The following is an 18,456-nucleotide window of genomic DNA, read 5'->3' as shown; positions in this document are numbered from 1 at the left end:
ACGGGAAGGGATAACTGGTGATGATGAACGAACAACATATTCATGGGATTTTCATACCGCTGATTACACCTTTTACGCGTGACTATAAGTTGGACATCGATTCGTACCGGAAGTATGTTACCTATCTTGCAGGCCATGACATTCAGGGTCTGGTTGTTAACGGTACGACAGGAGAGTCGCCAACCGTATCCTGGGATGAAGTAAAGCAAATGGTACAGGTGACGCAGGATGTTCTGAAGAGCATGAACAAAACCATTCCGATCGTCATTGGCACTGGAACGAACGATACCTATTCAACGGTGCATCGGACGGAAATGGCGGCTGAATTAGGAGCGGATGCAGCCATGGTGGTCACTCCGTATTACAACCGACCGACGCAGGAAGGGATCTTGGAGCATTTCCGTGTCGTATCTCGTGTAGGCCTGCCTGTGCTTGTATATGAGATTCCGGTTCGCACGGGCAGTCGCATGACAATAGATACCATACGCAAGGTGCTGGACCTGGATGGCGTAATTGGGCTCAAGGACAGCACGGGCGGTCTTGATCTGCTCTTAAAATTGACCCAGTACGAGACCAAGCCTGTCCTCTGCGGAGAGGATGCCTATTTCCATGCCATGCTATGTCAGGGAGCTGCCGGCGGTATGCTTGCATCCGCTCATCTCAATATCCAGAAGTATGTGGATACGTACCAACGTTTTGCAGCTGGCGACATGAACGGGTCGCGAGACAGTTTTAAGCTACTGGAACCGCTGATCCAGCATGTATTTGCAGAGCCAGCCCCGGCCGCGATCAAGTGGTGGCTTACCCAGCAAGAAATTATTGCCGCCGAGCAATTGCGCCTGCCACTTATGCCACTGTCGGATCAGGTGAAGCAAGGTCTCCTGAATTCAATCGTATCCTGATAAATCAGCTTATCTCAGACTACCCAATCATAACGTAGAAGAAGCATCTCCTAGTCAGGAGATGCTTCAATTTTTAGCCGGAACTGGCGCCCTTCTGAAAAACGAATTTAAGAAGATACCTTCTATACTAGAACGCTATAAGTTACTGGTCTAAAATTGGTGAAGATGAATGTAGCACATAGCAATTTGATGTTTGAAGACGTGTCTTCTATCGAGCTTAAAATGTCCGAAAGATCATTGCGTTGCTTGATCCCCACCCAACCCTAACTGTCTGTCATCAAGATACATTTTTTGCAAGTCCCTCAATCTGAAAAGCTCACAAGCAATAGCTGGATGGTTGCTAGTAAATCCAGTTGCAGCATTAAGGGAATTCTTTGTGTACGCGAAATCATTGCAAAAAGAAGCTGCCGATGAATTTCATCGACAGCTCTTCTCTTTTACGCAGTATACTCCTCAATCCTATTCGCTGGACAACTCCTTGAGCGATTTGACTTTACCATGGGGATGCTGTTCTTGCTTTCGTGACTTCCAGGCTGCTTCTTTCCTTTTCTTCTGGTGAGCCATAACAGATATCCTCCTTTGGAAATTGTGATGTATACTACTTTCTTAAGTTGTCATTTCTCAGCTCTGTTCATTCATAAAACTAAATTCGCTGGATTTTTGGAATAACTCAGGGTGTAATCTGGATAAGCCAACTAGCCTTCTTGGAAGCGAGAAATGTAGCTGCATGTGGAATCGGCCGATAAGAGGATTTAGTACATATAACTGCGCCCGCAAGATTGGAAGGAGCAGTAGAAGGCTATTTGTCGGCTGAACCACTATAAACTGTGCTTAATTTCGATGTCGCCCTAATACCATTGGGACCTTCAATAATAATACGACCTTGTTCCGTAAAACTTGTTCCTTCCCAGTCAGTAGCCATATCCAAATAATCGAGACCCGCGCTGTTTCCTTTCCAAGACCATGCTAGATAACCTACCCCCTTTTGCTCAGCGTAACTCATAATGGTAGCCTCATCAACATCACCGCTCGTATGCTTGATGCCGAATTCGCCAATCACAAGAGCCAGGTTTTTATTCAGTACATTATCCATGTTGCTTTTTACTGTAGCAGCATTTCCACCGGCATATTCATACATATGAATAGAGAACATCGTATTTTTAAGCGGATCTGCATTAAAGACTTCTGTTCCGTAGTCAAAAATAGATTGCGGATACTGTCCCCATCCTGCTCCGTCAACCATGATTGTGTTTTTGATGCCGGCATTTCTAAGCTTGGGTATAACAGACTTATAGCCTTGCGCCCAGCCTCCGCCATCCCATGTTCCATACCATTCGTTCGCAATATTGAGGATAACGGTGCTTTCTTTTCCAATGAGTGCACCTTTCATTTCAATCCAGTAATTCGCAATATTATTCAATACAGTAGCGCTATCAGACCCTGTACCATCATGTACTTCAAGGACAACAACCAATTTGTTTTGCTCTGACAAAGTGATTAAATTCTGTAACTCAGACAGATTGTTTTTTGTCCATTGCTGACCATCCGACAGTACGATTCTGATGGTGTTCGCTCCCGTTCTCGCAATGGCAGGGATCGCTGCTGACTCTTGACCCTTATACCATGTATAAGCGTGATTGATTCCTCTCATTACGAACGGATTTCCGTTGGCATCGTACAGCGTTGTTCCGTTAATATAAAAGCCTGTATTCTCAGAGGTAGCATTTGTCGTCACATTTGTGATATTGCTTGTTGTTGAAACATTCCCTGCCGTATCCCTGGCTTTTACTGTGAAGCTATACGTTGTATTGGCGGTAAGTCCTGTCACCGTATAACTTGTCGTGTCGGTTGAATCGACTAATGTTGTTCCATTATACACATCGTAGCTGGTAACCCCTACATCGTCTGTTGAAGCATCCCATATAAGACTTACCGAAGTGTTTGTTTTGGAAAAGCTTTTCAGGTTCGCTGGTGCCGTTGGTGCTGTCGTATCAGCGGTGGATTCGACAAGCGTAAACTTCCATTTCTGCTGATCATTTCCGTTATCCACCCATTGCTGTACATTTGCCCCATCATTAGTATAACCCCCGATTACATCCAGCGCTTTACCGCTAGATTTAACGAGCAACTTATAATATCCGCCGCCGACGCTAATAATCTTCCACTTTTGATTAGATAAGTCGTTGTCTGTCCATTGCTGCACATTAGCACCATCTTCGAGAGAACCTCCAGCTACTGTTAATGCTTTACCGCTGGATTGCACAATCAGTTTATAGTATCCATCGCCAACGTCGATCACTTTCCATTTCTGCTGGGGTCTGCCGCTGTCCGTCCACTGCTGCACCTTGGCTCCATCGGCAGTGGAGTTTCCTGCTACCTCTAGGTTTTTTCTGCTATGTTGTGCTGTTAGTTTATAAATTTCACCTGAAACAATACTTGTGTCGGATGCGCTAGTGTTCACATCAATCACATTGCTTGCAGCCGACGCGTTCCCAGCAGCATCTCTGGCTTTCACATAAAAGCTGTACGCCATGTTAGCTGTTAAGCCGGTAACGATAAAGGACGTAGACGCACTGGAGCCTATGAGGTTTGATCCGTTGTAGATGTCGTATTCGGCAACCCCTACATTGTCTGTAGATTCCGTCCACTCTAAGCTTACCGTCGTATCAGATATAGAGGAACTAGTCAGGCCGGAGGGCGCTGTTGGAGGTGTGTTATCCCCCGGTTCGTCGGCTGAATGCACCTCGAATTCCCAGAGGGAATATCCGTAGCCAGTAGCCCTTTCGATGCCGTTCATTCTTACATACCTTGCGTTTGTTGCTTCGAAAGATATCTTCTCAATTCCTCCCTCTCCAGTCGTAGTGGAATAGACGGTAGCCCAATGATCATTATCCGTTGATGTTTGAACTTGGAAGGACTTCGCATAAGCCGCTTCCCAGTTAAGCGTAACCCCATTGATTTCGGTAGTATTGCCGAGATCTACACTTATCCACTGTGGATCTGAATATTGTGAAGACCATCTAGTTAGCGAATTCCCGTCAATCGCAAAATCAGCCGCCTTACTCGAATCTTCGACGGAGCTTGCAGTTGCCGATTTGGTGAGAACAAGGCTTTCGGAAGCGCTCACATTTTTGATCGGCAACAGACTAATAAGCAGACCAAACAAAATCAAACATGTTATGGTTTTTTTCATCTCAAAACCTCCAATTCATATAAATAAACAACTGCTTGATTAGTCCTGTATTATTCATCTTGAAGTTCACTAATTTACCTAAATTGTCTTTTCTAGGTCGACCCTCCCTTCATAGTTTTCTATTCAAATCTTCATCCCAAAGGCTTAATAAAGGCTCCTCCTTTAACCGCTTTCATTTAGAGTTACATCACTTATTTCGCTTCGATTGATTTTCTATATCGTCCTCCAGAGATAAAATTCATCAAAGCGACCTAAAGCATATATATTTTTGTCCTCCAGCACTATTCCTTGATTAATAAAAAGTTTTAAAATCTATTTGAAAAACTCATAACAATGCGCCTGAATCATGCAAATTATTTAATAGCTGTTATTGTAACTCCCTAAAAGAAACGTTTTTTAAAGAGACTATGAGCTAATGATCAATTATTCAGCAAATGAAGCAAGTGAACCGCCTTCCCACATTTCCCACTAATTCAGTGTCAAACCATCATTATAAAGATTATAGGCACCTTTGAAGGCTTACTATAAATTTTATCCAAAACAAAAAAGCCGCCAAAATGGCGACTTCTTATGCGTATATATTGTTGTCTCTCCTTGCAGTGCTGATGATGTTAACCAAGCCATAGTGAACAAAATAGCCTATACTTAACACACTCCATTCCAGTCATCCCCTTTGTCCAAACGCTCTCTAGGCTCTAACCTCACTTCTGGCAATCCTGGATAAACAGGCATTTCTTCATATATTGGGTAACCGATTTCAACGTACTTTTACATAATAAGACGCTTCTGTAATTAGTTTTAAGATCCATTATAGGGGATATTCGCCTAATGTGCAGCTTCCGAAAAGTACAAGCGGAGTAGAACCAGACAAACTGTAAGCAGATCATTGTTCTCTTATAATCCGTGTATGAACTTAGTTATTTAATATAGGTATCTCTCCAAGCAGATTTTTTAAATTAATAGAATCCCACGGCATATGCTCCGTTATACCTAAGCCAACTACATCTGTTTCTTCAGATAGTTCTCTAATCAGATTAAGTAGTTGGGGCATTTGCATTGTTCCCGCAGGAGAATAATTATAAGGTGCTTCAGGGTTGGCGAATAATAAAGAACGAAATGCTTTTGGGTCAAGCACATCTAAATCAAGGTGAATAGCCAGATGCTTAATGCCACTTTCTTTAATCCACTCTTTTATAGATTCAGTACTGTTTGTTAACTCTTGAGCTTCTGCAGTTTTAATCCCTAGTCTTTGAATCACTTCTGTATCTGGTTCTGTTGGTGCTATACCTAGTCTTTGAAACGCTTCTGAAATCACTTCTATTTCTTGCTCTGTAGGAGTTGCTAATCCTGCGATAAAAACATTTTCTGGTTTTAGAGGGATTTTCACATGCTTTGCGAATTCCTCATCTCCTTCTCCCAACAGATTTCCGAGCGGTAATGTATGTCCGTTATCATAGCCTACATATCTAACTAAATCACTGTGAGCATCGATCCAAATTAAACCTAATTCCCCACCATATCGTTCGTTTAAATAGGCAAATGGAGCTTGTTCCACTAAGCAGTCACCACCAAACATTACAATGCGATCTGGCTTATGAGCATCAATGATATGCTGAGCAGCCTCTAATTGTTCAAGTAGCTGTGTTCTCCCATTCATACCGTTTTCGTTTTCAAGTGGAGTTCCATCATAAGCTTGAACTGGAACATGAATAAGGGGTTGATCATTATCCGGAGCTAGCCAAGCAAGCAGTTCGGCTCCAAAAGAGTAATTAGGATTGTTTCCCCCTTGCCATTGTGGCATTAACAGGCGTATTGTTTTTTTAGTCATGTTATTCTCTCCTTTACTTCAAAAGTAAGGTTAGTATAAACTGAACACAAATAAAAACGTAGTACGCACTATTTTGATAGGTACTACCCGAAAGGATATTGTTACCATGAGTATGGCTGAATTTAAAGGTAAAGTTAAAAATATTCAAGATACACCTTTTGGTTATACAGTTTCATTGATTGGTGGTAAATGGAAAATGGTTATTATTTATCTTCTAGCCGAAAACCGAACCGTTCGCTTTAATGATCTGAAAAGACAGATAGGGGCTATTACTTATAAAACATTGAGTTCACAACTAAAAGAATTGGAAGCGGATGGTCTGGTAAATCGAAAAGAATATCCTCAAATTCCTCCTAAAGTCGAGTACAGTCTCACAGATAAAGCAGAAACGCTATTACCTGTTTTGGAAGGATTATGTGAGTGGGGAACAAAAAATCAAAATAGTTAAATCCAGTTTTCTACTAAAAAGCCTATATGCGAAAAGTATGCTGAAGATGCCGTATTCCTTATTCTCCAACGGAAGAGACAGCATACAGCCGTTCTGCAAATTCTATTATCTTAATTATCACTTCAAGCCAGATTTATCTTCCGAATCACTTCAAGCGGAACCTTCGGTTTTCGGTCTTCCGTCAACAACCCGTTGACTTCCTGCTGTACATCGGTCACCTGTGTATAGCAATAGCCCGAGAGATAGGGGGTCGCTTTAATTGCTCCGGTGATTGCACGGAAACGTTCGATAAAAGCTTCGACTGAATAAAGGAAATGCTGTTGTTTACGGTGCTTTCCTTGTCCTGATATCGCCCCAAAAACTCTTCGCCCGTTTCCACATAATCATGAAGAGTTAAAAATATCCGAGACCCTATGCTCCCATCCGTCATTGGTAACCACCGGACGATACGGATCAATCGTCTTCGTCAGATGATAAATGGTTTGCGTGAACTGCTGCTGCCTTACATCATGTCCAATGGTCGATATGCCCCACGATTCATTGAACGGGACCCAAGTTGTGATGCTTGGATGATTGTACTGCTGCGGTACGATTTCCAGCCATTCCTTCGTAAAGCGGCTAACCGCTGATCATTGAACTCAAAGGTCGACGCCTTTTCCGACCAGACGAGCATGCCTTTCACATCACACCAATATAAAAAAAGAGTCAATAATATTGTATTAAATTATTAATTTTGTATTAAATACCGATCACGTTCGATTTCTCTGGTTCAAGAACCCATAGGAAAGACAGCGATTATTGAGCCGAACCCTATACAAAAAAGCAACACGTTATTCCCTTGCTTTATGTAATAAAAAGCCACTGATCTCTGGATTAAAATCAGCGGCTGATGCTCTCTTCATTTTAAACTTTCTTTAATACCCATACTCCATACGGTTCCAAGGATACGATACCAGTCAGCCTGCTACCGGAAAGGAGTTCCTCCGTCTCAACACTCAGTTTAACCTGAGCCGTTTCTTCGCTGTAATTCAGTAGAAATACCAGCTCTTCTTGTGCATCCGCACGAATAGCGACTTCTACCGTTGAAGGAGCTTGGCACCAGCCCGCAAGCGGGGATGTCACTGGCAGCTGTCTTAGAAGCTCAACCGCTATCGGTAAGTCAAAAGCTGCACCCCAATAGTAAACTAGTCCCTCGCCAACACGGTTGACGGTCAAGGCCGGTTTCCCTTCATAGTAGCTTGATGCGTACTCCGCGAGTACTTCTACCGTGTCAGCATGAACACTCAATATATCGTTGAAGCCTGGAGCACAAAAATCAAGAGCTTGATCCTTAAATCGCACCAATACAGGTGATGCCGTCCCATTTATCATCGTAAATTCCTCTACGTGAACGCCGCTCATTGCGGCTGCAGGGCCTGGGAGTGGCTGCATACGGCAGTGACCGAACTCGTTCTTATAACCGGTGCGGCAACCGAAGATCAGGATGCCCCCATCCTCTACATATTTTTGTAACATAGCTGCCGTACTGTCTCGTAGGATCGCCGGATGCGTGTATACCAGCACCTTGTAATTGGCCAGTTCCCGCAACTGTTCTGATTCCTTACCCGGACGGATTGTAACCATATCCGAAGGTATATGTCCATACTGCAGTGCCTTGTACCAGCCGAGCTCACTTTGCTTTGTCAAGGGACCATACCATTTATCCAACTCGCCATCCCACTCGTTATCATAATCGCGAAGTAGAGCAACCTCTGCCACGTAGCGTTTGCTAAGAATCCGCCCTCCAACCTTTTGCAGCTCCTTACCGACGCGACCTGCTTCTGCGACCCGACGATTCGACTGATTGTGATAATCATTAATTCCATGCCAGTACATTTCCGTACCAAACGTTGCCGTTCTCCAGCGGAAATACAAAACCATGTCTGCCCCGTGAGCAATGCTTTGGTAGGTCCACAATCGCATCTGCCCCGGGCGTGGAGATGGCATCTCCATTCTGTTCACCCATCCTCCCGGACCGGATTGCTGCTCCATCACGCAGAAATTTGGTGACATCCCTCTGACGTTACTTAAAGAAAGCCCCCACTTGCGATCCAGCAATGGCTTCTCCCCTTGGTCTGGATAAATGGTACTGAATTGAGGGTAAGAATCGTACGAGAAAAAATCAAGTAGTTGATCCGTCATCCTATGGCTATCCAAATGCCCGAATACACCGTTGGTTGTCACCCACTGATTAGGCGCCACTGACTGAAGTATGTCCACTTGTAGCTTGGCAAACGAAATGGTGTTATCGGATATAAATCGTTTCTCGTCCAAAGCCTGATGAGGATTTGTTGACCCGGATACGGTTGGACGAGTTAGATGAACCTGCTTCCAGCTGTCATAAGTTTGATTCCAGAATACAGCACCCCAAGCCTTGTTGAGCTGCTCCAATGTACCGTATTTTGCCTCTAGCCAGCGCCGGAAAGCCTGATGATCTGCCTCGGCATAGAAGACGTTTATCTCGCAGTTCAGCTCATTATCAATTTGCCACCCAATGATGGCCGGATGATCTTTGTAATGTTGTGCCATCGCTCTTGTAATACGTGCGCAAAGCTCTAAATAAATGGGACTACTGTAGTTATAATGCCGACGCTGACCATGTTGGAACGTGACCCCCTCCATGGATACGTTCAGCACCTCGGGATACTTATAAGTAAGCCATGCTGGTGGCGTAGCTGTTGGTGTGCCCATGATCACTTGAATCCCGTTCGCGTCTGCCTGCTCCAAGAAACGGTCAAACAGCGTGAATTCGAACTTTCCTTCCTCCGGCTCGAAGATCGACCAAGCAAATTCTCCAATCCGAATGATGCTGAAGCCCAGTTCCTTCATTCTTATGAGATCGTCCGACCACAACGATTCGTCCCAGTGTTCAGGATAATAACAAGCTCCCAAATGAAAGCGATCTAAAGATAAGGATTTCGGCATGCTCCAATTCTCCTTCAGTAGAAGTAATAGTACAAAAATGTTATTCTCTGATAATCGTATCTATTGTAATATAGGAAAAAATGGATTAGAATAACTCGATTTTGCTAATTGAATTACTTTTTTGCTAACTTAGTCAAGGAGATGGATACATGATTAAAATAGATTGTTATCTTCCTTCGCCCATTCTAAATAAAGGTATGCTGTTTCCCGAATCGTTAGGGCGTTACAAGAACTTCCCCAATCATGGGGAGCGAAGGAATGCAGGATTACTGAAGGAATACAATTTACATATCATTTTTGCAGGCAAAGGCGCTATTGTGCATGATGGGAAGGAAATCGAGCTTACCCCTGGCATGGGCTTTCTTTTCGGCAAGCATACGACGCAGCAATATCGAACTAAACCCGAGGATCCCTGGGATGTCCGATGGATTCATTTTGACGGGCAAGATGTAGATTCGCTATTACAAGGCCGAAGCATGCACGGACCGTATCTGTTCTCGCTCCATCGGCCAGAACGTTTAAAACCGCTGATGGAAGAAATGTTGCAACTTGCCCAAGCTTACCGTCACGACTATGATGTACGGATCTCTTCCCTGCTTTATGAAATTCTTCTGGAGATCGTCCACCATTCCAACCAAATTTTCGGCACCTTCCCCGGCGGTACCGTCCACGAGAGGATTCGTCATACGGCGGAATATATTCGTATGCATTGTCAGAACTTGCTCGATTTGAAGACAATGGCTGCGACGTCAGGTTATAGCTCCTTTCATTTTAGCCGGCTCTTCCATCAGATCATGGGCAGTACCCCAGCTCAATATTTACTCCAATGCCGAATAACGTTGGCCAAGCATCTCCTTGTATCCACGGCACTCACTGTAAAGCAGATTGCACTGGAAACTGGCTTTCATCAAAGCAGCTATTTTATCAAGAGGTTTCGGGAGCAAACAGGTATCACACCGGAGCAGTTTCGTCAGCTAAGAAGGATGGGTTAGTACAATCCAAAAACTTCTTCAATAGCTGGGCGTGTGTGTATGGTAGCATACAAATTGAAATTACAAATTTTGCAGTTGAATAAAAGAATAAGCGGTCGCTTAGGACGTTTGGTTAACATGTCCTACGCTACCGCTTCTGTTAATGTTTTATTTCGCTTATATTTGGGATTAAATTGTCTGTTTGGATATCGCTCCGAAATATTCTACAACTACCTCACGGAATTCCAGAGCAGCCCGCGAAATATACCGACTCCTGTGCCATAATAAAGCGATCTCCCGTACCAATTCGTGATTTTCTACTTGGAGATATTTAAGATGTTCCCGTGAATTCCTTGCCGTGCTTGGTATGAAGGCTATGCCAATTTCAGCTTCCACAAGCGTACTAAGCCTTGCAGGCTCATCCCCCTCATACACATATTTAGGTACAAATCCTTCCGATTTGCATACTGAGTCCACTAAATCGCGAGTACCGTAGCCACTCTTTACACCAACAAACCATTCATCCCTTAGATCTGTCAATGTTACACTGCTTCGATCTGCCAGCCGATGCCCCTTTGGAACAGCTACAAGGATTGGGTCGATAAACACGATCTGGCATTCGATGTTATCCCCCTCTATTGGAGGTGAGGACAAGCAAAAATCGACCTCGCCTCTATGAAGAAGCGTTACCATTTCCTGTGTGGTCAGCATTTGCACATGAAAATGAATATAAGGTCGCTTTTTCCGAAACTCTCGCAGGATATTGGGTAATGTGCTTGCGGTGGTCACCGCCAATTCGAGAGTGTCATGTTCCGGGCTGGATAAATCACTAAGCTCCTGCTTCCCCTGCTCCAATTCAAATAAAGCCCTCTCTGCTCGATGAAGGAATCTGCTTCCGAACTCATTCAATCGCAGTTTCCTCCCTGTTCGATCGAATAGAGGAACCCCCAGATCTTCCTCCAGGCGTTGAATCGTTTTGCTCAGCGACGATTGAGTAACGTGCAGACTTCGTGCAGCTTCGGTCACATGTTCCAAACGAGCTACCGTCAGAAAATATTGCAGTTGAAGAAGTTCCATTATGCCCTCCATTCATTCCCTCAAGTCAATGAGATTATAACATCAAATGCGTTGGAATAAATAATCGATTTCAAGTACGATGACATTAATTCGCTATGGGGGGACCAGAAATGAGCGTTCGCAGCTGGTGGTTAATGATTTCAGTTGGTCTAGGGATACTATTGAACCCATTAAATTCTTCGATGGTTTCAGTTGCTATTCCAAGTCTACAAAATGTGTTCCATCTTGACTTTACAGGTGTTTCCTGGATTATTTTTTCTTTCTACATTGCAAGTAGCATCGCTCAACCTGTCATGGGTAAGGCCAGCGATTTATTTGGTCGTAGGAAGATATTCCTTACCGGGCTTGTTGTAGCCTTCATTGCATCATTATTAGCTCCATTATCACTAAATTTCGGGTGGCTCATCATGTTCCGCATTGTGCAATCCATCGGAACAAGCATGATGGTTGGAGTTGGAATGGCTATTGTTCGAATTCATATTACAGAGAAACAAGCAACTGCGTTGTCTGTTTTGTCCATATTCCTATCTGGAGCAGCAGCAATTGGCCCCTTTATTGGCGGGGTGTTGATTCATTGGTGGAATTGGCCTGCTATCTTTTTCATCAATATTCCGTTTGTGGTGGCCAGCTTTGTATTGGCTTGGAGGAATATTCCTAAGGACGAACTGCCAACATCCGTAGCACGCAACATGTCTTTTCGTAAATGGTTTGATTTGATTGATGCAACAGGGATTCTGCTCTTCACATTGGGTCTGGTTGCCCTGCTCGTTGGGTTACTCTCGGCAAAATCATCTGGGCATATCTCATTAGGAAATGTCATTGTCGGGCTGATAGGCTTCGTTGCGCTGGGGGCATTCGTACGACATGAGTTAAAAGCGACATCACCCTTCATTCCTTTACGCACATTCGCCAGTTACCCTGCGATGATTTGGATTAATGTCGAATTCATGCTCGTTAACGTACTATATTACTCGCTCTTTTTCGGGCTTCCGTCCTACTTGCAAATGGTACGTCATGTCAGCGAATTCCAAACAGGCATTCTCATGCTAAGCTTAGGCTTGTGCTCGCTAATTACTTCTCCCATTGCAGGACAATGGATCGATAAATCAGGACCCAGACCGGCATTGCTGGTGTCCGCAATTCTGATGACATTGGGGTCAGTGTGGCTGGTGACATTGAATCCAAATTCACCGGTTATCAGCGTGTGTTTGGCTTTAGCTGCATTCGGTATTAGCAACGGTTTGAACAATGTAGGTATGCAAGCAGCCCTGTTTCAAAGTTCTCCAAAAGAAATAATCGGTGTAGCATCCGGATTATTTAGCACATCAAGATATCTGGGAACCATTATCTCTTCATTATTGATAGGTATCGTAATGGGAGGTACATTTAGCTTCAAGGGATTTCAAATGCTTGGGATTATCCTCACGGTAATTGCATTGTCTTTGGTATTCATAAGTCGGCGGCACCAGAAGTCAGCGCAATTGCATGAGTCATAGGTTCACCAAGTTCATATCTCAAACCAATGTGTGGCACGGATCATCATGAACCAAATGTCATTTATCTGGCGTAAAGATGGTGTCTCCCCTCAAAATGGAAGGCTTTACGCAGGATGGTGGAAAGAAAGTTTATAAATAAACACTAGATAATCTAGGTACATCACATAAATCGAAGAAGGGAAGAATCCGAAAGAAAGAATAACATTTCCCCAGCTTTTGATATACTGGGAAAACTCTAGTAGCTTCAGGATTTTAATAAAAAGGAAGCTTTTTTGTTCGATTGAAAATTGGACAATCAAACAGGAAAACTTCCTCAACACATATTTAAATGATATTTTATTCGTCGTTTACATTAGTTAATCACAGTACATCACTATAATCTTTTAACTTCTTGGATACGAATCAGTCGTTTCTTGGTATTCTATCGGACAATACAACGTTTGATTTAATGTTTTTGGCTTAAAGATGGTTACAACAAAAAACGCCAATTTGGCGACTTTTTATACATAGTTGTTGTCCTTCGACAGTAATGAACGGTCAGGCGTCGCCATAGATATGTAACTAAGTAAGTAGAAAACTCCAAAGCAGTTCATCTCCTTATTCAGTTTCTTTGATGGCTACAATGCGCAAGCGGCTAGTGCCTATCATCCACTGACCACCTTGATCAAGGTTTGACTTAACTTTTGCCTCGATGGCGCGGTAGGTCGACCCTTTATCAGCAGATGTAACGTGATTCGCCCTCCCATTTCGTACTAAAAAACCGCTGATTTGTTCAGATCAGCGGTTTGAAATCTCAATTTTCCCACATATTCATCAACATACTTTTAGATTTGTTTATTTTCTGAATTCGGCTTATCAAAACCTAACAGCACTACCCTTTGAGGTGTAAATGAAGCCATTTGTTGAATCTTTTTTTGCTTTTATCTGATAATCATTGATCTAAAAATCACTTCGTTGTGGCCTCGTACAAACGCTGTAAAATGGTAACAGCTTCAGCCCGTGTGACTAGCGCTTTTGGGTGAAGGTATCCTTCATTAGCGGTAAGGACCCCCATCTTGGTTAGGGTGTAGAATGCTTCTGCCTTTTGATCCTGGGAATCTCCATCATAGGAGTACTCTTCTCCAGTCTTGTCGATGTACAGCACCGGATAGTAGGCCGAGAAATTATCATTGTAATTGGCTTGACGAACTTTCATATCCTTGTACTGCGCAGCTGCGGAGATCACTTCCTCAATCTCAGGATGAAGCGTCTGATTGGTATAATTCGTCCGAAGAGAGGCAATCATCATCACATCCCAGCGGGTCAGTGGTTTGTCAGGCTTGACATAGAATTGATAGTTTGGATATTTCCCCCCAACACTTTCAGCATACGGCCAAACATAGTCCCCGTTGAATATTGCTGCAAAATCTTTATTCGCCCAGTGTTTACGCGCATCCACAAAATCGGAAGATTCGCCGGAAGAACGATCAATTTCTAGAAAAAGCTTGTGAAACATATGTACAAATTCCGCTTTCGTTATGGTTTTGCTTGGCTTGAAGGTCCCATCTTCATAGCCCTTGACAATGCCCTTATCGACCATGGAACGAATCGATTCGGCAGCCCATTCATATTTTGTTCCTTCCACATCAGAAAACGTGTTTGCCGCGAAGGCAGATTGACCGAAAAACAGTGTCGTCGCAACCAACGGGGCGATAAGCCATTTCTTTTTCAACATCTCTTTCCACTTCCTTTAGGTAAAATTTATGTATAAAATAGTTCTCTAGACTCAATTTTATATCGGCATTTCAAAAGAAAATGATGATATTAATGAGAAAATAGCGTTGAACTATCGTTCTCAGTTACTTTAGCGAACCCACCCTCCAGTATTCGCATTCTTTTCTGCTAAACCCCTCCTACTTTCTTCATTTGATATTTCCAATAAAGCAATTCTTCATCCTTGTGACAAATTTGAAATCCTAACTTCAATAACAAATTCTTAGAGCTGATATTGTCAAGTACGCATCTTGCCGTTATGATTTGAACTTCTTCATGATTTAATGACCACTCTATTATTTTTTGAGCGACTTCATAGCAATAGCCTTTGCGGCGATGGCTTTCATTCGTTGCAAAACCGATCTCAATCATACCGTTCTGGTCAGGATCTCCTAAAAAACCAATCCCTCCAACAATTTCTTGGTTATCCTTATCTACAATGATCCAAGAATCAAAACCTCTAGTGCCATTATTTTTATCAGGCCCCGGCCATTCATCACTGGTTTTATAACCCAAAGCTTCAATAGCACCTATATCACGTCGGGCTGCTGCTTCGATTAAATTAAGATCAAGTGTTTTTAATAAGAGCCGATTCGTTTGAAGTTCATATATTGTCCACCTTTCTATTTACTTAGATTGAATCTTTCATTCAAGAAATCTGGTTGTATTTGATCCAATTGGAGTAATTCCCTTCTATCCCACTTTGCTAAAAATTGGAAAAGGGTAGGAATGAACATACGTCATTCCTACCCTCATATCAACTGCTATTTGGGCCACAAAAAAATCCGCGCTGAAACAACACGGATTGGACTCATTATAACAGGTATCCCTAAGGATCTGGTAATATCCGTTGTTCTTAACTAATTCCGAAGCTTTCAAATCCCACCCGTAATACAAAAATTGGGCAGAGAAATAGTAAGTACATGAAAACCCCTTTTTATGGAATTGGATTAGTAAAGAACAGCTCTAGACAATAAAATCTCTCCTTAGTGAATTACCCTTATTATACCAAGGCCAATTTTATCTGCTGACCTTTCACTTGTTACAAAAGCGTTTTCCCAGGTCCTCCGATTTTGACTATATTTTGATACCATTCATCCGGAAAGTAACCATCTGGGATTGCACATCGAATGTAGCCTCCGACCTTTAAATATCTAAAAACATAACTTAGCTGCTTGAACTCCTTCAGCGTAATATGCAACAATAATTTTCATTAATGTGATTAGAATACTCGTTATTGAGTGATAACCCTACAGGCCTTTTCCGCCTAGGGCACGCAGTTTAATAGGCTCCGCTCCGACAATCAACGGTCGGCCGCGTTGTATCGACGCCAGTACCTCTTCGTTCTTAAGACTGGCTGCATGAGCATCTGCATCTTTCCACACTTCGGTCACATACACCGCATTCGGGTCGTCGTCTGACACATTGACTATATACAAATAGCAGTCAGTATTCGACTTCAACAGATCGGCCGCTTCTAGCAAGATGCCTGCAAGAGCATCCCTTTGCCCTGGAAGTGCCATCAACTTTCCATACATAGCAAAATGGTTCATGATCCTCATCCTACCCTCGAGTGAAATTTGACTTCATCTTATCATAATGTTCCGCAATGTCAGCGTAATTTCAGCAAGTTTCTCCACAAACGCTAAAAAATAGTCGGTACCATTCCTCCATCCATACGGATTGGAGAACCTTTAAATGCAGATGCATAAGGGCTACATACAAATGTAGCTAGTCTTCCTATTTCAATAGGCTTGATAAATCGCTGTATTTCAGATTGAGGCAGGTTTGTAACCATAAAATCTTTCTCTTTTTCTGAAAAAGTCATATCTTCATGAGGATACATACTCTCAATTATTTGGTGCACATTCTCAGAGAGCGTTGGTCCCGGCATGATCGTATTGACTGTAACTTCTGTTCCTATTGTTAATTTAGATAAGCTTTTTGACAATGACAACAACATAGATTTTGTCATACCATACTGAGGCATTTGTCCTGAAGGCATAATTGCTTCTTCACTCGCAATAAAAATAAGGCGACCATAATCATTTTTCAACATTTTAGGTAAATAAAATTTTGATAATCCATTTGCAGCAAGAACGTTAGTGCGGAAGTATTTTTCCCATACTTCATCGTCTACGTCCACATATTGCATAATTTCATAAATACCCATATTGTTAACTAAAATATCAATTTCGGGGCATTTTTCAAATAAGGCTTCTCTTTGTCCAATATCCACAATATCGGCTGTAGCATTTTGAGGGGAGGTAGCTGGGAAATCTGACTTAATTTCATTTACAGTTCGTTCTACCTCTTCATAATTTCGTCCATTAATTAGTACATTAACACCTTCTTTGGCTAGTTCAATGGCAATTGCTTTACCTATGCCTTTCGTTGATCCTGTAACTAAAGCTGTTTTATATTTTAATCCCATATCCATAATACACTTCTCCTTTTTTAAAACAATTGTGCTCCGGATAGTGATTATATTATCTTGTCTGGATTGTCCAGTAACTAGCATATTGCGCCAAAGTTCTTGTTTAACACGCCAAATGACAAAACTCATTAGGCAGTCCTAGCGTGCTCCTGATATCGAGTTTGTACCTAAATGTTCAGTCCGCCAATTTGAAGGCGTATCCCCCTCCCATTGGCGGAAGGCGCGGTAAAACGAGTTTTGATCTTCGTACCCAATCAGGAATGCTACCTCTTTAATATCGAGCGAGGGGTCTGCCAAGTACTCTCGTGCCTGCTCATGTCTAGCTTTTGTCAATAGAATCTTGAAGCTCGTATTTTCGTCAGTAAGACGGCGCTGCAAGGTACGATCGCTCATACTGAGCTCCTTCGCCACAGCCTGAATGTCGGGGCGCCCTCTTGTAAGGCTGCGTTTCATGATCCATTTGACCATCTCGGTAATTGAACGGCTGCGCTGCTGTTCATCCAACGATCGGTCCAGAACAGGAGTCAAGATTTCCAGCAACTCTTCGTTGTACGAGACAAAGGGGCGGTCCAGGTCTCTTCGATGTAGCGTCAATCGGTTACATTTTGCACCAATCCGGATACGACAGCCGAAATAAGCTTCAAGGGCTTGTATATCGCCCATGTAGTGCGAAAATTCAACAAGCTGCGCTTTCAAAGGTTGACCTGTGCCCCGGCGCCCAATCTCCAGAAGACAAGCCAGCGTGCTACCAACCAGCATCGGCGGACCAGACTGCTCGGGAGATAGCCACTCCAGATCAATTGTACAGTGCTCGCCCTCCTCCGTGATATGTAGGTTTTCCGGGGGACACAGTTGTTTGTACCGAGCCATTCGGTTTAGAGCGTCGCGATAGTCCCGAGCGTGGTAAGTCGCTAAGACAGTCGGTGGGTACTTTGCTGTATCAAAGACGGTCACAAGTCTGATGATTCCTTGGGCTGTGTCACCAATGAGATCAGAATATGCCTGCCAGATCGCGAAATATTGGGCGGTGGTGACTACTGGTTCAGTAATAATGGTGATCGGCAGTCGTGCTTTGCGTGCTACGTCGTGGGCGCCAAACCCTAACTGACATAATCCTGCCCACAATCCTGGCGGGAATTTAATACGCTCAGAGGTATGAGACTTCATATATATGGGCCTCCTTTATATACTTACATATTCATTGGTTTTGGTTGCGATGAGGTCCCTCTTAAGTACACATAAGAATACTCTTAAGTACGTTAAGGTGTCTACATTAATGTAATAAGCTGTGGAAAATGTTACATCATATTGTTATCTGGGCTACTTTCAATCAATGATGAGTGATTTGGCGAATTACTTAATCATGATAAAATTCTGTTAATGCATGA

Annotated in this window: 14 protein-coding genes and 1 pseudogene; 4 read left to right on the top strand and 11 right to left on the bottom strand. The window is 43.0% G+C overall.

The genetic code is table 11. The features are described from left to right. Positions 1-20 precede the first annotated feature (20 nt). Positions 21-902: a 4-hydroxy-tetrahydrodipicolinate synthase gene (gene dapA, locus MKY98_RS12575; RefSeq protein WP_069011338.1), complete on the top strand. Its 882-nt coding sequence runs from the start codon at positions 21-23 to the stop codon at positions 900-902. Between the two features lie 459 nt (positions 903-1,361). On the opposite strand, the gene MKY98_RS12570 is transcribed toward dapA, so the two are convergent. The 3 genes from MKY98_RS12570 to MKY98_RS12560 form a co-directional block, all read right to left on the bottom strand. Continuing rightward, on the bottom strand, positions 1,362-1,466 hold the full coding sequence (locus MKY98_RS12570; protein WP_023988604.1) for a DUF6254 family protein: 105 nt from the start codon (positions 1,464-1,466) through the stop codon (positions 1,362-1,364). Positions 1,467-1,701: 235 nt separating this feature from the next. After that, complete coding sequence (locus tag MKY98_RS12565) at positions 1,702-4,095, bottom strand: cellulase family glycosylhydrolase (RefSeq protein WP_069011337.1); 2,394 nt, start codon at positions 4,093-4,095, stop codon at positions 1,702-1,704. Positions 4,096-5,008: 913 nt separating this feature from the next. Next, a complete protein-coding gene (locus tag MKY98_RS12560) occupies positions 5,009-5,923 on the bottom strand; it encodes an arginase family protein (RefSeq protein ID WP_069011336.1) in 915 nt (304 codons plus the stop codon). A 106-nt stretch (positions 5,924-6,029) separates the two neighbouring features. Here MKY98_RS12560 and MKY98_RS12555 point away from each other — a divergent pair, with 106 nt between their 5' ends. Further along, a complete protein-coding gene (locus MKY98_RS12555) occupies positions 6,030-6,371 on the top strand; it encodes a winged helix-turn-helix transcriptional regulator (protein ID WP_029518466.1) in 342 nt (113 codons plus the stop codon). A gap of 122 nt (positions 6,372-6,493) precedes the next feature. Here the strand turns inward: MKY98_RS12555 and MKY98_RS12550 are convergent. Together MKY98_RS12550 and MKY98_RS12545 are read right to left on the bottom strand one after the other, a co-directional pair. Next, positions 6,494-7,071, bottom strand: a pseudogene (locus tag MKY98_RS12550) (glycoside hydrolase family 2 TIM barrel-domain containing protein); the annotation flags it as partial. 203 nt (positions 7,072-7,274) lie between these two features. Beyond that, the gene (locus MKY98_RS12545; protein WP_069011335.1) at positions 7,275-9,335 is read right to left on the bottom strand and encodes a beta-galactosidase; all 2,061 of its coding nucleotides are present in this window, start codon (positions 9,333-9,335) and stop codon (positions 7,275-7,277) included. A gap of 149 nt (positions 9,336-9,484) precedes the next feature. On the opposite strand from MKY98_RS12545, the gene MKY98_RS12540 reads away from it, so the two are divergent. Then, complete coding sequence (locus MKY98_RS12540) at positions 9,485-10,327, top strand: AraC family transcriptional regulator (protein WP_081317565.1); 843 nt, start codon at positions 9,485-9,487, stop codon at positions 10,325-10,327. Between the two features lie 168 nt (positions 10,328-10,495). Here the strand turns inward: MKY98_RS12540 and MKY98_RS12535 are convergent, their stop codons facing one another. After that, complete coding sequence (locus MKY98_RS12535) at positions 10,496-11,383, bottom strand: LysR family transcriptional regulator (protein WP_069011334.1); 888 nt, start codon at positions 11,381-11,383, stop codon at positions 10,496-10,498. 110 nt (positions 11,384-11,493) lie between these two features. On the opposite strand from MKY98_RS12535, the gene MKY98_RS12530 reads away from it, so the two are divergent. Further along, on the top strand, positions 11,494-12,879 hold the full coding sequence (locus MKY98_RS12530) for an MFS transporter (protein WP_029518470.1): 1,386 nt from the start codon (positions 11,494-11,496) through the stop codon (positions 12,877-12,879). 946 nt (positions 12,880-13,825) lie between these two features. Here MKY98_RS12530 and MKY98_RS12525 read toward each other — a convergent pair. From MKY98_RS12525 to MKY98_RS12505, 5 genes are all read right to left on the bottom strand, one after another. Then, entirely contained in the window at positions 13,826-14,593 is a 768-nt protein-coding gene (locus MKY98_RS12525; RefSeq protein WP_069011333.1) for an S-layer homology domain-containing protein, read from the bottom strand. A gap of 167 nt (positions 14,594-14,760) precedes the next feature. Then, positions 14,761-15,243: a GNAT family N-acetyltransferase gene (locus tag MKY98_RS12520; RefSeq protein ID WP_069011332.1), complete on the bottom strand. Its 483-nt coding sequence runs from the start codon at positions 15,241-15,243 to the stop codon at positions 14,761-14,763. Between the two features lie 638 nt (positions 15,244-15,881). After that, entirely contained in the window at positions 15,882-16,184 is a 303-nt protein-coding gene (locus tag MKY98_RS12515; RefSeq protein WP_029518474.1) for a putative quinol monooxygenase, read from the bottom strand. Between the two features lie 92 nt (positions 16,185-16,276). Next, positions 16,277-17,071 carry an SDR family NAD(P)-dependent oxidoreductase gene (locus tag MKY98_RS12510; RefSeq protein WP_069011331.1) on the bottom strand — a complete coding sequence of 265 codons (795 nt, stop codon included), beginning with the start codon at positions 17,069-17,071 and terminating at the stop codon, positions 16,277-16,279. Positions 17,072-17,206: 135 nt separating this feature from the next. Continuing rightward, the gene (locus MKY98_RS12505) at positions 17,207-18,235 is read right to left on the bottom strand and encodes a helix-turn-helix transcriptional regulator (RefSeq protein WP_069011330.1); all 1,029 of its coding nucleotides are present in this window, start codon (positions 18,233-18,235) and stop codon (positions 17,207-17,209) included. Positions 18,236-18,456: the final 221 nt, after the last annotated feature.

This window comes from Paenibacillus sp. FSL M8-0228 (genome assembly GCF_038007385.1).
GTDB classification, from domain to species: domain Bacteria; phylum Bacillota; class Bacilli; order Paenibacillales; family Paenibacillaceae; genus Paenibacillus; species Paenibacillus polymyxa_D.
This window is presented reverse-complemented; position numbering and strand designations above follow the sequence as displayed.